Source organism: Thiocapsa sp. UBA6158 (genome assembly GCF_002423035.1).
Classification (GTDB): Bacteria; Pseudomonadota; Gammaproteobacteria; order Chromatiales; family Chromatiaceae; genus Thiocapsa.
On sequence record NZ_DIUM01000129.1, the window covers coordinates 1 to 14,103 of the forward strand.

Annotated in this window: 7 protein-coding genes; 6 read left to right on the forward strand and 1 reads right to left on the reverse strand. The window is 66.3% G+C overall.

From position 1 onward, the window contains the following. The first annotated feature begins 273 nt into the window (after positions 1 to 273). A complete protein-coding gene (locus tag B4N44_RS17325; RefSeq protein ID WP_296703510.1) occupies positions 274 to 624 on the forward strand; it encodes a hypothetical protein in 351 nt (116 codons plus the stop codon). 1,334 nt (positions 625 to 1,958) lie between these two features. Here the strand turns inward: B4N44_RS17325 and B4N44_RS17330 are convergent. Then, on the reverse strand, positions 1,959 to 6,545 hold the full coding sequence (locus tag B4N44_RS17330; protein ID WP_296703514.1) for a DNA glycosylase AlkZ-like family protein: 4,587 nt from the start codon (positions 6,543 to 6,545) through the stop codon (positions 1,959 to 1,961). Positions 6,546 to 6,776: 231 nt separating this feature from the next. On the opposite strand from B4N44_RS17330, the gene B4N44_RS17335 reads away from it, so the two are divergent. From B4N44_RS17335 to B4N44_RS17355, 5 genes are all read left to right on the forward strand, one after another. Then, on the forward strand, positions 6,777 to 7,631 hold the full coding sequence (locus tag B4N44_RS17335) for a phosphate/phosphite/phosphonate ABC transporter substrate-binding protein (protein WP_296703516.1): 855 nt from the start codon (positions 6,777 to 6,779) through the stop codon (positions 7,629 to 7,631). Beyond that, on the forward strand, positions 7,628 to 10,798 hold the full coding sequence (locus tag B4N44_RS17340; RefSeq protein WP_296703535.1) for a bifunctional diguanylate cyclase/phosphodiesterase: 3,171 nt from the start codon (positions 7,628 to 7,630) through the stop codon (positions 10,796 to 10,798). The genes B4N44_RS17335 and B4N44_RS17340 overlap by 4 nt, the downstream gene beginning before the upstream one ends. Before the next feature lie 299 nt (positions 10,799 to 11,097). Further along, on the forward strand, positions 11,098 to 12,354 hold the full coding sequence (locus B4N44_RS17345; protein ID WP_296703537.1) for a quaternary amine ABC transporter ATP-binding protein: 1,257 nt from the start codon (positions 11,098 to 11,100) through the stop codon (positions 12,352 to 12,354). Beyond that, positions 12,351 to 13,199, forward strand: a complete 849-nt coding sequence (locus B4N44_RS17350; protein ID WP_296703539.1) for an ABC transporter permease — start codon at positions 12,351 to 12,353, stop codon at positions 13,197 to 13,199. The genes B4N44_RS17345 and B4N44_RS17350 overlap by 4 nt, the downstream gene beginning before the upstream one ends. Positions 13,200 to 13,232: 33 nt before the next feature. Further along, positions 13,233 to 14,093 (forward strand): glycine betaine ABC transporter substrate-binding protein, encoded by an 861-nt coding sequence (locus B4N44_RS17355; protein ID WP_296703541.1) that lies wholly within the window; start codon positions 13,233 to 13,235, stop codon positions 14,091 to 14,093. Positions 14,094 to 14,103 lie beyond the last annotated feature (10 nt).

The window sequence follows — 14,103 nt, forward strand, 5'->3', positions numbered from 1 at the left end:
ACAGGTGATCCTGAAAAGCACTATATATCGAATACGCCGCCAAAGAGGCCGCAAACAGTAAGTGAGGTCCCGTCTGTTCGCGAAATGCGGCATATGCTCGGATTTTCGCCTTTATAGAAAGTATATAGTGCCTAGCAGAAAAAAGGGGCGGAGCCTGAGATATCCGTCGAATGACGCTAGTTTTTCCAGTGAGTTAAATAGTATTTTCGGCGCAGCCTCGATCCGTTGCTGCAGTCCATTCACCGCACACGTCTCGCGACATAGGTCACCGCGATGGCGGCCTGCGTGAGCGGGCCGGCGTTGTCGCTGACCGATGTTGAACGACGCTTCGGAGGCACCATCGCGCTGCGTCACAGGATCAAGCGCGCCGATCGCCTGTTGGGCAATCGGCATCTGCACCGGGAGGCCAAGTCGATCTATCAGGTGTTGTGCCGCGTGACGCTGGCGCGCGTGCGCGAACCGCTCATCTTGATCGACTGGTCGGATCTGAAGGCCGACCAGTCGCTGCACCTGCTGAGGGCGTCGCTGCCTGCGGGCGGGCACAGTCTGACCCACTACGAGGAGGTGCACCTGGAGAAGAACTCAACAACCCGGCAGTGGATGCGCGCTTTCTGTGCCACGTGAGGACCCTGATGCCGCCGGGGGCGGCGCCGATCGTCATCGCCGATGCGGGGTTCAAGATCCCCCTCCATCGCGACGTCGAAGCGCTGGGTCGGGCGGGTGCGCGGACGCGAACTCGTGTGTCTGAAGTCCCGCTGGAGCAGTTGCAAGAGGCTCTTCAAGCGCGCGACGGCCACTCCGACGGCGCTCGGCGAAGGCGAGTGGGTGCGTAGCAATCCGCTGCGCGCCGTCTTCACCTTGGTGCGCCGGCCGCCCAAGGGAAGTCGCGGCAAGACCGCCTTCGGCAAGCGAGCGCGCTCGAAGGCGAGCGAAATCGGTGCCAGACCACGAAATCGCCGGAGGAGTTGCCTCATCCTCCCAGTCCCAATTTCCTGAGCGGCCGCTTCATCTCGTATCACAGTCCCTGGTTCCGGGCGACTGAGCGGTTGCTCCTGGCCGACAACGACCTTTCGGGGCCGCAAGCCAGAGCGGCCGCGACTGACCGCTGATGGGGCAAGCCGGAAAGTACTGCCAGGAGCGAGAGTGATTGCAACGGGTCAAGAACGAACTCTTCCAGCACCTCTCGTCCGGTGCCGCAGTGCGGAAAGATCGGCGGAAGTCAGGAAAGCGAGTCTTCGAAATCCGTGACGAGGTGATGTTGGAAACAACACACGGTTTCGTCGTCGTGCAGATTGCCATGTGTTACCGAGATGCATGTCGGGTCGCCGATGGCTCACAAGGCCCTCAGAATCGCCTCTCGGGTTCCGGGCGGACTGTTTAGCAAGTGCGCCAGCAAGGGTGCAACGGTGCCTATTGATCTTGGGTCGCCGAAAATGTAGGCGAACCATCGGAGCGTCTCGCAGGCAGGCATCATCCGGTTTGGCCGCCGTTGCAAGCAGCCGATCCAATTGCTCTGCATCCGGTCGCCAGACTCCATCTTCATGACGCTCATGGCTCGTCCAACCGCGCGCCCAGGCTGCCGCATGGCTCATCAGGGCGCTGCCGGACAGGCGCTGGAGAGGGCGCGGGCCTGGGTTTCTGGACCCGCCGGCGGCCTATTGTAGGGGCCAGGGTAAGGGGACCAAGGTCGCCGGGCTACTCAGGCTCGCCGCATCGGGCTCTTCGGTCTTGGGAGACACGCGACGCCCGACCGGCCGGTATCCTGCGGCAAGCTGGGGTCGGCCGCGGGATCGGTCGAACGGCTTTGTTCGTGACTCCGGCAACCGTCTCTCGTGGCGCAAAGCGTTACGGGGCATGCGTGACACCGCAGAGCGGATGTCACGAGTTCATTCAGGAACGACTGTTGACGATTGCACCGGACCACGACCGGACATCCAGGCAGAAATGACGCCCGTGCTTCAGCGGTGCGGTCCCGCGCAGGCGACGGCATTCGGATCCCGGCCGATGCCGTTGGTGTAACCACGCGCCGGGACGAGCGCGTCGTAGTCGGATTCGAAGCCGGCACGCAGGAGGGCCTCGCGCAGCGGTGACTCAAGTGCCGGGAGGCCGTCGATCTGTTGGATGGCAAGCCGCTTACGCCCGCGCTGCGGTACGCGATGCAGGGCGGCGAGCGCAAGCGCCAACTCGCCGCCGTCTTCGCTGATCGAGCTTGGAAACCGCGTCAACTGGCGCCCGGCCGAGCCGAGATAGAGCACCGGTTTGCCCGCGACCAAGATCACGTAAGCACCGCTGATGCGTTTGGGCACCGGACCGCAGCCCGGGTCGGGCCAGGGCAGGAGCGTGCCGTACGGGTTGGCCGGGTCGATCGCGGCGAGGATCCGGACCGCGTCGGCGCCGAAACCCTCGATCGGGGTCTCCTCGATTCGGGCGCTGCGCAGCCGATCGATCGCGCCGTTCAGCGCGAACTGGGCGCCGGAGAGCCCCTCGACGAAATAGCCTCGGCGCACTTGTCCGCCCTCCTCCATCTGTTTGAAGACCCGATAGAGCGGACCGAAGCCTCCCGGGATGCCCTCGGCCTGCACCGCCTCGCGGCTGACCACGCCGTAGCGCTCTAGCAGGATGCGCGCGCGGGCGAGCAGGCGCTCGGTGTCGCTCGCCTCGATGCGCAGATCGGCCACACGCGACCAGCGTCCGCCGGCCAGTGCGGTGCCGCGACCGCGCTTGGGTGCGCGCGTGCCGCCGAGCGCGCGAAGGGGCGCGAAGGTGTCGTTGGTGATCTCGCCGGCCCAGACCAGATCCCAAAGCGCGGACTCGAAGGCGTCCTTGCCGAGCTTCAGCCCGGCGCGTTCGAGGGCCTGCATCAGCTCCATCAGGAAGGAGGCCCCGCGGGTGCGCAGGTGGTCGAGCAGGATCCGGCGGACGTGGGAGGCATCCGCAGCGGTGACCCGAGTTGGCGTATCGTCGACGGGGGTGGTGGATGCGCTTGGCTGGTCCAACGGACTTGGCTCCTCGTCGGAGACACCCAGATCGGGACTCCCCCGCCGATAAAGCGCGATCCGCCCGTCCTTCGGCCCTGCCGCACCGCGTCCGACCCAGACGATCTGCCCGGTAGCCGCGAGAATGTCCAGATCCTCCGATCGGTAGCCCGGCACCCGGGCCGGCAGGAGCACGCGATCGAGCTGGGACCAGGTGACCGTCAGGCCTTCGAGCTGGAGTAGTGCCTCCATCAGGCGATCCGGCCCCTTGATGTTCTCGCCGATCCCGTGCCAGGCGGGCAGAAATCGCCCGAGGGTCGCCGCGTCGACCGGGGCGACCGCATCGCGCGCCTTTGCCAGGGTGCGGCGGCGCAGGCGGCGCAGGACCTCGGGGTCGCACCATTCAGGCTCGCTGCCGAGCGGTCGGATCTCGCCGCGGATCAGCTCGTCGCGCGTTTCCAGGAGACGCAGGACGGGTTCGAGCTGGGTCGCCCTCAGGCCATACCGTGCTGCGGGATCCCGCGTCGGAAAGGGGCCGTGCGTTCGGGCATAGCGGTGCAGAAGATGCTCCAACGGCGCATCCGCGGACACCAGAAATGCGTCGGGCAGTCCGGGCGGCGGGACCAGACCCAAGGCGTCGCGATAGAGACCGGCATCCTCGGCCGCGATCCAGCGCGGTCCGTCCATGAACCGCAGCGCGACCGCCCGGCGCTGCTCGGCCAAGGTCGCGAGCCAGGGGACGGGATCGCCCTCGGCGCGCGCAGCCAGCTCGGCGGAGGAGAGGTCGCCGAGACGTCGCAGCAGGTCATGCAGCTCGTCGGCATCGCGCGCCTTGCGCCCGTCGGCGGTGTGCTGAAGCTCGCTCTCCAGGTCATCCAGAACCGCGGGGTCGATCAGCTCGCGCAGCTCCGCCTGACCCAGCAGCTCGGCCAAAAGGCCGCGATCCAGCGTGAGCGCCTGGGCGCGGCGCTCGGCCAGCGGGGCGTCCTGCTCGTAGATGTAGGCGGCCACATAGGCGAAGACCAGCGAGCGCGCAAAGGGCGAGGCGCTGCGGGTCTCGACCTCGTGGACGCGGATCGAGCGGTTGCGGATGCCGGTCAAGACGTCCTTGAGACCGGCGAGGTCGAAGACATCGCCGAGCGCCTGTCGATAGGTCTCGAGCACGATCGGAAAGGCCGGATAGCGACGGACCACCGCGAGCAGATTCTGCGACTTGAGCCGCTGCGCCCAAAGCGGCTGCCGGCCCTTCGCCGAGCGACGCGGCAGGAGCAGCGCGCGGGCGGCGTTCTCGCGGAAGAGCGACGCGAAGAGCGCGGTGTCGGCGAGCTGCTCGGTGACACGCTCGTCCAGCTCCTCGGGTGCAGGCAGGAGGTCCGTCAGCTCCGGCAGCGCCTCGCCGTCCGCGAAGCGCAGCACGATGCCGTCGTCGGTGTACATGACCTGGATCTCGAAACCCTCGCGACGCCCCAGATGCCATTGCAGGGCCATGGCCCAGGGGGCGTGGATGCGGGCGCCGAACGGGGTGAGGATGCAGATGCGCCAGTCGCCCAGCTCGTCGCGGAAGCGCTCGATGAGGATGGTGCGGTCGCTCGGCACCTGGCCGGTCGCGGTGCGTTGATCCTGGATGTAGGCGGCCAGGTTCGACGCCGCGAGCGCGTCCAACGGAGTCTGCTCCCGAATCCAAGCGGCGGCACGCTCCGCGGGGATGGCCGCGACCGCGCGCGTGAAGGCACCGACCGCCCGACCCAGCTCGACCGGCCGGCCCGGTCCGTCGCCGCGCCAGAAGGGCAGCTTGCCGGGCTCGCCCGGCGCCGGCGAGACCAGCACCCGATCGCGCGTGATCGCCTCGACACGCCAGGTCGAGGCGCCGAGCAGGACGCAGTCGCCCGCCTTGGTCTCGAAGACCATCTCCTCGTCCAGCTCGCCGATGCGCGGCCCTTCCTCGCCGAGATGCACCGAATAGTTGCCGCGATCCGGAATGGTGCCGGCGTTCAGGCGGGTGATCATGGCGGTACCCTTGCGCACGCCGAGCGTATCGGCGGTCCGATCCCACACCAGAAGAGGCTTGAGGTCGGCGAAGTCGCTCGACGGATAGCGGCCCGAGAGCATATCCAGCACCGCCTCCAGTGCGGAGCGCGACAGCTCGCGATAGGGACCGGCACGAGTCACCAGGTGATGGAGATCCGCGACCGTGCGCTCGGTCTCGACACAGTGGGCGGCGATCTGCTGGGCCAGCACGTCCAGTGCATTGCGCGGCATCCGAAAGGGCTCGAGCTCCCCGGCGAGCATGCGTGCACCGATGACGGCGCATTCCAGCAGATCGCCCCGGAACTTGGGGAAGATGCGCCCGGTGCTGACCTGCCCGACCCCGTGCCCGGCACGCCCGACGCGCTGCAGCCCGCGCGCCACCGAGCCGGGCGACTCGACCAGCAGCACCTGATCGACACCGCCCATGTCGATGCCCATCTCGAGCGAGCTGGTGGCGACGATGGCCTTGAGGTCGCCGCGCTTGAGCCCCTCCTCGATCCGGGTGCGCTGCTCGAGACTGACGCTGCCGTGGTGGGCGCGGACCAGCTCGGGACGGTCGGTCGAGACCGACTCGTCCGGATCGAGGTCCGCATCGGCCAGCGCGTTCAGCCGCTGACAGAGGCGCTCGCAGAGCCCGCGGCTGTTGACGAAGACGATGGTCGAGCGATGCGAGCGGATCTCGGCGAGGATGGCCGGATGGATGGCCGACCACAGGCCCTTCTCGGCGGATGCTTGGGGTTTTGCTTGGCGATAGAGCTCGCCGAGGATGGAGCCGCCTTCGGGTTGGGGCACGAGGATCTCGGGCGGGCGCTCCATATCGGGGACCGGGACCTGAACGCGCAGATCGAGATTCGGCGGGGCGGCGGCATCGACGATCTCGACCGGCCGATCGCCTCCGAGATAGAGCGCGGCCTCCGCCAGCGGACGCACGGTGGCGGAGAGCCCGATGCGCTGCGGGTCCCTCGCGCAGCGCTCGGCCAGACGCTCCAGCGACAGCGCCAGATGGGCGCCCCGCTTGGTCGGGGCGAGCGCGTGCACCTCGTCGATGATGAGTGTATGCACCCATGCGAGGTTGGCCGCCGCCTTGGAGCCGAGCAACAGGTAGAGCGACTCGGGCGTGGTCACCAGGATCTCGGGCGGCTCCTTGAGCTGCTGCTGCCGCTCCTTCGCCGGCGTATCGCCGGTGCGGATGCCGACCCGCGGCAAACGCACCGGCACGCCCATCGCCTCCGCGGCGCGGGCGATCCCGGCGAGCGGGGCGCGCAGGTTGCGCTCGATGTCGTAGACCAGGGCCTTGAGCGGCGAGACGTAGAGCACCTGGATACCGGCGGGAGCCGACTCGGTGTCGGCGATCGGCGCGCCCTGCATCAGCCGATCGATCGCCCAGAGGAAGGCCGCCAGGGTCTTGCCGCTGCCGGTCGGGGCCGTGATCAGCGCGTGCCGACCCGAGGCGATCACCGCCCAGCCCCGGAGCTGGACCTCGGTCGGTGCGTCGAAGTTCTGTGCGAACCAGCGGCGGGTGGCGGGGCTGAAGGCATCCATGGGAGGCAGATGGGGGAGATTGGCCCGGTCTTCGAGTCGCCGACCATGGTCAGGCCAAGGTTATACGCGATGCCCGATCGGCTCGGAGTGAGACTAGAATAGCCACGCAGCGTGCAGCACGCCGATTGAATCCGGCCCGCGACCGCTCGGAGCACCGCGGAAGCCGCTTGGGACAGGGAGCAGATGGGGAGATTCAGATCCAGATCGACGAGCATGGCACGGAAGAACCCGATGAAGACATTGACTCAAGGTCTCGGCTGGCTGCTCTGGGTCTGTGTGGCGGCGGCCGGCGCTGCTCCCGGCCCGGACGACATCGAGATCCCGGTGCTCCCCTATCTCAGCACAGAGCGCCTTCTGACCCTTTACGAACCGCTGCGCCGACATCTCCAAGAGACGCTGGATCGGCCGGTCCGGATCGTCACATCCCCCGATTATCGGAGCTTCGTCGCGGACACGGCGCAAGGCGACTATCCGCTCGTCCTGAACGCGGCCCATATGGCACGACTCGCGGAGGTGGATTCCGGTTACCGGTCGATCGTTCAGACCACCAATCCTCTCTACGCGCTGGTGATGGTCCGAGCCGAAGATCCCGTTGCCGAGGTCGCGGATCTGCGGGGCACCAAGATTGTGACCCCGGATCCTCTGGCGCTCATCACCCTGATGGGCCATCGGATGCTCAGGGAGGCGGGCCTGAGGCCGTGGACGGATGTCGAGATGCCGACGACCGACACCCACAACAATGCCTTGATGCTCTTGCTCGGCGACGAGTCGATCCGTGCGGCCATCGTCTCCAACCGGGCCTTTACGACCCTCGACGAGGACATGCGCGCACGCCTGCGAATCCTCGCCGACGGCGCAGATTTCGGCGGGATTCCCTCGATCGTCTATCAGATCGGCCCCGGCCACGAGGGCGCGGACCACGCCTTATTGACACGCGAGCTACTTCACTTCGCCAACGACACCCCGGCAGGGCGCGCCATGATGCTGACCCTGGGACATGTGGGGTTGCGCGAGGTCGCGGAGGCGGACCGACAGGTGATCGACCTCTTCCTGCCGGCAACACGAGAGGTCTTGGCTGCGCCATGAGGAGTCTTCTCGCGCGTGTCCCGATCGGCTTGCGATTCGGGTTGGTGATCCTGATGACCCAGGCCGCCTTGATCGCCTGGGTTGTCCACGACAACCAGCGTCTGAGCAATGCCGCCCTGACTCAGCTGCACGAGACGCGACTGACCGTCCTGACCGCGCTCCTGAGCGAGTCCTTGACCCCTTTGCTCGTGCAGCGCGACATCGCGGCCCTGCAGGAGTCGCTCGACCGGTTCGGCGATCTGCCGGAGGTGCGTTATCTCGAGGTCGACGACGCACGGGGAAGGCGCCTGGCCGAGTTCACCCATCCGCATCCATCGAGGTTTCCCGCCGGCGGAGACCTCGACCCTCCTCCGATTTCGCAGGACGCGGCCCAGTGGGAGACGGCCATCCCGCTGCAGCTCGTCGGCCAAACCTACGGCACCCTCCATGTCGGTATCTCCACCGATATCTTCGCCGAAACGCGACAGGGCTTGATCGAGCAGAGCCTGCGCAACGGCATGATCGGGCTGGGGGGGCTCCTACTCGTCATCGTCCCGCTCGCCTTCTGGGCCAGCCGTCGACTCGGGCACCTGGATGCCGCTGCGCGGGCGATCGCGGAAGGTAATCTCGGTCGCCGTCTCGACGAGACCGGCGACGACGAGATCGGCCGCCTGGCCGTCTCCTTCAACCGCATGGCCGACGCGCTCGGGCAACGCGAGTCCGCCTTGCGTGATGCGAAGGCCGACCTCGAGCGCATCGCGACATCGAAGTACCGGATCCTGTTCGAGGCGACCACGGATGCGGTGATGCTGTTCGATCGCGACCATGGGCTGTTCGACTGCAATCCCGCCGCGCTGCGCCTGCTCGGCTGCGATCGCGAAGCGCTGCTCGGCTCACGGCCGAGCGACCTGTCGACGACACCCTTGCCCGTCGGTGCCCATGTCCTCGCGCCCGCTGCGCGGGCGGGACATACGGGGGAGAACAGCGGCTTCGACTGGTGCTTGCGCCGTCGAGATACCTGCGATCCGGTCGAGGTCGAGGTGCTGCTCACCTCGGTGCAGCTCGACGGCTCGACGCTCCTGCAGATGGTGGCCCGCGATATCGGCGCACGCAAAGGGGCCGAGGCGGCGATCAAGCGCTCCGAGGAGAAGTACCGGTTCCTGCTCGAGTACAGCTACGACATCATCTACCTCTTCGCAACCGACGGCAGTTTCATCTTTGTCTCGCCGAGCTGGTCGCGACTGATGGGGTATTCGGTCGAGGAGACCCTCGCCACTCACTTCTCGGTGTATGTCCATCCAGAGGACCTGCACATCTGCAACGAGGCATTCAGCGCCGTCGTCGAGACCGGCGAGATGCGTCGAAATATCGAATATCGCGTCCGGCACGGTGACGGCACCTGGCGCTGGCACAGCTCAAGCGCCATGCCGTTTCGCGACGAGAACGGCACGATCGTCGGCTTCCAGGGGATCGCGCGCGACGTCACCGAGCAGAGAGAGACCCAAGAGCAGCTGCGCATCGCCGCAATCGCCTTCGAGGCCCAGGAGGGCATGGTCGTCACCGACGCCTCAGGGGTCATCCTGCGGGTCAACGGCACCTTCACGCGGATCACCGGCTACAGCGCCGAGGAGGCGGTCGGGCAGACCCCCCGACTGCTCAAGTCCGCACGCCACGACGCCGCGTTCTACAAGGCGATGTGGTCAAGCATTCTGGAGACCGGCTCCTGGGAAGGCGAGGTCTGGAACCGTCGTAAATGCGGCGAGATCTATCCCCAACGGCTCACGGTCACGGCCGTTCCCGGCCCCGACGGCAGGATCACACACTACGTCGGAACCCTGTCGGACATCACTCAACGAAAGGCCGCCGAGGAGGAAATCCGCGAGCTGGCCTTCTTCGACCCCCTCACGCGTCTGCCCAACCGTCGTCTCCTGCTCGACCGACTGAATCTCGCCCTCGCGAGCAGCCGCCGCCACGGCGACTGCGGCGCGCTCTTCTACATCGACCTGGACGACTTCAAGACACTCAACGACACCCTGGGTCACGACCAAGGCGATCGCCTGCTGCAGCAGGTGGCGCTGCGTCTGACGGAGCGAATTCGCGAGTCCGACACGCTTGCCCGTCTCGGCGGCGACGAGTTCGTGGTGATGATCGAGCATTTGAGCCCGAACCCGCTGGAGGCGGCGCAGCAAGCCGAAACGCTCGGCAACGGGCTTCTCGGCGTGCTGCGCCAGCCCTACGACCTGGACGGGCAGACCCACTACAGCGCGGCCAGCATCGGGATCACACTCTTCGATCCGCAGCCGATGCGTGTGGAAGAGCTGATGAAGCAAGGCGACATGGCGATGTACCGGGCCAAGGCCGCCGGGCGCAACACCATGCGCTTCTTCGACCCGAGCATGCAGTCGGAGATCAGCGCCCGTGCAACCCTCGAGGCACAGCTGCGCTGCGGTCTGCGCGACGAGCGGTTCATGCTTTACTACCAGGTTCAGGTCGATCGCGACGGGGGAATCATCGGTGCCGAATGTCTGCTGCGCTGGCAGGACCAGCAGGGCTGCTTGATCTCGCCGGCGGTGTTCATTCCGCTCGCCGAGCAGAGCGGCCTGATTCTACCGATCGGGCACTGGGTTCTGCAGACCGCCTGCACGCAGTTGGCGGCGTGGTCCGTTCGGACCGAGACCGCGCAACTCACCCTCGCCGTAAACATCAGCGCACGTCAATTTCGCCGGACGGACTTCGTCGACCAGGTCTTGGCCTGCATCGAAGGCACGGGCGCGAATCCGTCCCGACTCAAGCTCGAGATCACCGAGAGCCTCCTGCTCGACGACGTTGAGGACACCGTCGGCAAGATGATCGCCCTGAAGGCCCGAGGTGTGGGTTTCGCGCTGGACGACTTCGGCACCGGCTACTCATCCCTGTCCTACCTGAAACGCCTGCCCTTCGATCAGCTCAAGATCGATCGTTCCTTCGTCCTGGACGTCCTGACGGACGCCAACGCCGCCGCGATTGCCCGAACCATCATCGCGCTCGGCCGAACGTTGGAGCTGGCCGTGATTGCCGAAGGCGTGGAGACCGAAGAGCAGCGCGACTGGCTGGCCGCTCATGGCTGCCATGCGTATCAGGGCTATTTCTTCGGGCGGCCGGAGCCGTTGGAACGTCTGTCGCTGGAGACGCAGAAACCCCTCCTCTAACCCGCTGCGCGGGCTTTGATCCACCGAGCGCGAAGCGCAAACCATGCCGTCGCCTCGGCGCCGAAAGGCCCGGGCCTTGGGTTGAACCGAGACCCGGAGCCCTGTAGGGTAAAAAAGCTGTCGTCGACGTTCGGGTCTCCACCTGGATGATCCGGCGCGATTCATCGTCCCCATGCCCGCCGGATTCTCAGGCTCGCCCTGCCGGTCGATCGGGACACGCGGCGTCTTTTGCCGCAAATCCAGTTGCGAGGCCGACCCCGGGCTTCGCACATCAAGCTTCCGTCAGGACCATCAGGGCCATGCCCGCAGAACAATCCGTCAAGATCGCCGTGCGCGGTCTCACCAAGGTCTTCGGCGACGAGCCGAAGGACGCCCTGGCCCTTTTGCGCCAAGGCGAAACCAAGCAGGCCATCTTCGAGAAGACGGGGCTGGCCGTCGGCGTGGCCGATGCCGACTTCGATGTCCTCGAAGGCGAGATCCTGGTCGTCATGGGCCTGTCGGGCAGCGGCAAGTCCAGCCTCATCCGCTGCCTGAACAGACTCAACGAGCCGACCTCCGGGCAAATCCTGCTCGACGGCCGGGATATCGTCCCGCTCGGGCACCGGGAGCTTCTCGAGGTGCGTCGGAACAAGTACGGCATGGTCTTCCAGCATTTCGCACTCTTCCCGCATCGCAGTATTCGCGAGAACGTCGAATTCGGTTTGGAGATCCAAGGCTGTGGCGTCGAGGAGCGCGCCGAGAAGGCGTTGATCGCCTTGAAGCAGGTCGGTCTTGAAGGCTGGGAGGACGCCTCTCCCGCGCAACTCTCGGGCGGGATGCAGCAGCGCGTCGGCTTGGCGCGCGCCCTGGCGGTCGACCCGGACGTCCTGCTGATGGACGAGGCATTCTCCGCCCTCGATCCCCTGATTCGCCGCGACATGCAGCAGGAGCTCGTCGCACTGCAGAGCCGTGTCCGCAAGACCATCGTGTTCATCACGCATGACCTGGACGAGGCGCTGTTTCTCGGCAACCGGATCGTCCTGATGAAGGACGCCCGGATCGAGCAGGTCGGCACCGCCGAGGAGATCCTCTCCAACCCCGCCACGCCATACGTAGAGCGATTCGTCGCGGAGGTCGACAAGACCAAGGTGCTGACCGCGAGCGCCGTCATGCGACGCGCGCGCAGCGTCGCCTTCGTCAGCGACGGACCGCGCACCGTCTTGCGCAAGATGGAAGACGAGGACCTCAGTTTTCTCTGCGTCGTGGAGACCGACTTTCGGCTGCGCGGCATCGTCCGGGACGATGCCGCGTTGGACGCAGCCAAGCGCGGAGAGAAATCGATTACCTCGATCATGGAACCGGGCGTCCAACCGGTCGGTCCGGACACCCCGGTCCGCGACCTGTTCGGCCTGCTGGCCGAGACGACCATGCCCGCCCCCGTCGTCGACGAGGCGGGGCGCCTGCTCGGTGTCGTCGTGCGTGCGTCGCTGCTGCAGGGGTTGGCTGAATCCATCGGCGGCAACGGCAACGCAAGCACATCCGACATCGCATCCGAGATCGCGGAGGCGGCAGCATGATCGAGATCCCGCGACTTCCCCTGGCGGAATGGATCGACGACGGTCTGGATGCCCTGACGGGGCAGTTCGCCGGCGCGACCAAGGTGGTCTCGGACCTGATGGAGACCGGGATCGAGGGCACCGTGGAGGCGCTCATGTGGCTCCCGCCGGGTGTGACGATCCTTCTGGCGGGCCTACTCGTGTGGCGACTGACCGGGATCCGCACCGCGCTCTTCGCCTTGGCTGGCTTGGCGTTGCTGTGGAACCTCGGACTCTGGGAGGCGACCCTGCAGACCCTGGTGATGGTCCTGATCGCGACCCTGATCGCCGTGTCCGTCGGCGGGCCGCTCGGCATCCTCGCCGCCCTCTCTCCGAGTGCCTACCGGATCATCTTCCCGGTCTTGGACTTCATGCAGACCATGCCGGCCTTCGTCTATCTCATCCCGGCGATCCCCTTTTTCGGTCTCGGGCCGGTCGCGGCGATCTTCTCGACCGTGATCTTCGCGATGCCGCCGGCCATTCGGCTCACGACACTCGGGATCCGTCAGGTTCCGGCCGATCTGGTCGAGGCGGCCGATGCCTTCGGGGCCACCCGACGTCAGAAACTCTGGAAGGTCCAGCTCCCCTTGGCCGTCCCGACCATCATGGCCGGGATCAACCAGACCATCATGCTTGCCCTCTCGATGGTGGTGATCGCCGCCATGATCGGCGCACAAGGCCTGGGCGGCGAGGTCTGGCGAGCGATCCAACGCAACGAGGCCGGGATGGGCTTCGAGGCCGGGATCGCCGTGGTCATTTTGGCCATGCTCCTGGATCGGATCACCCAGGGGATCGGGCGACGCGGCAAGGATCAGCCGAGCACCTGAACCCCGCAACACATCAAAAAGAGGTAAGACACCATGATCAACAGATACGCTGTCGCCGTGCTTGCGGCACTCGCCGCCGTCGCGACCCCGGCGCTCGGCGCGGACAAAGGCAAGGTCGAGCTGGCCTATGTCGAGTGGTCAAGCGAGGTGGCCAGCACCAACCTCATAAAGGCCGTACTCGAGGACATGGGATACGACGTGAAGATCACCCCGGTGTCGGCCGCCGCCATGTGGCAGGCCGTGGGCAGCGGCGATGTCGACGGCCTCGTCGCCGCCTGGCTGCCGACCACCCATAACCATTACCTCGAGCAGGTCTCGGACACAGTCGAGGACCTCGGCCCCAACCTCGTCGGGACTCGGATCGGATTGGTCGTGCCGGCCTATGTCGAGATCGACTCGATCGTGGATCTCAACGGTGCCGCCGAGCGTTTCGACGGCAAGATCATCGGGATCGATCCCGGCGCCGGACTGATGAGCAAGACCGAGCAGGTACTGGAGGACTACGGGATCACCGATCTGAAACTCGTCGAAGGCACCGGCCCCATCATGACCGCCGTACTGGGTGACGCCATCGACAAGAACGAGTGGGTCGTGGTGACCGGCTGGACGCCCCATTGGAAGTTCGCCGAGTACGACCTGAAGTATCTCGACGACCCAAAGGGCGTCTACGGCGGCGAAGAGGAGATCCACACCGTCGTCCGCGCCGGCTTGAAGGAAGACATGCCGGAAGTCTACGCGGTCCTGGACAACTTCAACTGGACGCCGGATCAGATGGCCGAGCTGATGGTGTTGAATCAAGAACGACGCGCCGACCCGCTGAAGAACGCGAAGCTGTGGATCGCGGAGCATCCGGACGTCGTCGCGTCCTGGATGCCGAGCGCCGAGAGCGAGTGAACGAGGTAGC

Excerpts from the sequence above, each read along its gene's own strand:
- B4N44_RS17335 (WP_296703516.1), top strand. The coding sequence starts at position 6,777 with ATGAAGACATTGACTCAAGGTCTCGGCTGGCTGCTCTGGGTCTGTGTG.
- B4N44_RS17345 (WP_296703537.1), top strand. The coding sequence starts at position 11,098 with ATGCCCGCAGAACAATCCGTCAAGATCGCCGTGCGCGGTCTCACCAAG.
- B4N44_RS17355 (WP_296703541.1), top strand. The coding sequence starts at position 13,233 with ATGATCAACAGATACGCTGTCGCCGTGCTTGCGGCACTCGCCGCCGTC.
- B4N44_RS17325 (WP_296703510.1), top strand. The coding sequence starts at position 274 with ATGGCGGCCTGCGTGAGCGGGCCGGCGTTGTCGCTGACCGATGTTGAA.
- B4N44_RS17330 (WP_296703514.1), bottom strand. The coding sequence starts at position 6,545 with ATGGATGCCTTCAGCCCCGCCACCCGCCGCTGGTTCGCACAGAACTTC.
- B4N44_RS17350 (WP_296703539.1), top strand. The coding sequence starts at position 12,351 with ATGATCGAGATCCCGCGACTTCCCCTGGCGGAATGGATCGACGACGGT.
- B4N44_RS17340 (WP_296703535.1), top strand. The coding sequence starts at position 7,628 with ATGAGGAGTCTTCTCGCGCGTGTCCCGATCGGCTTGCGATTCGGGTTG.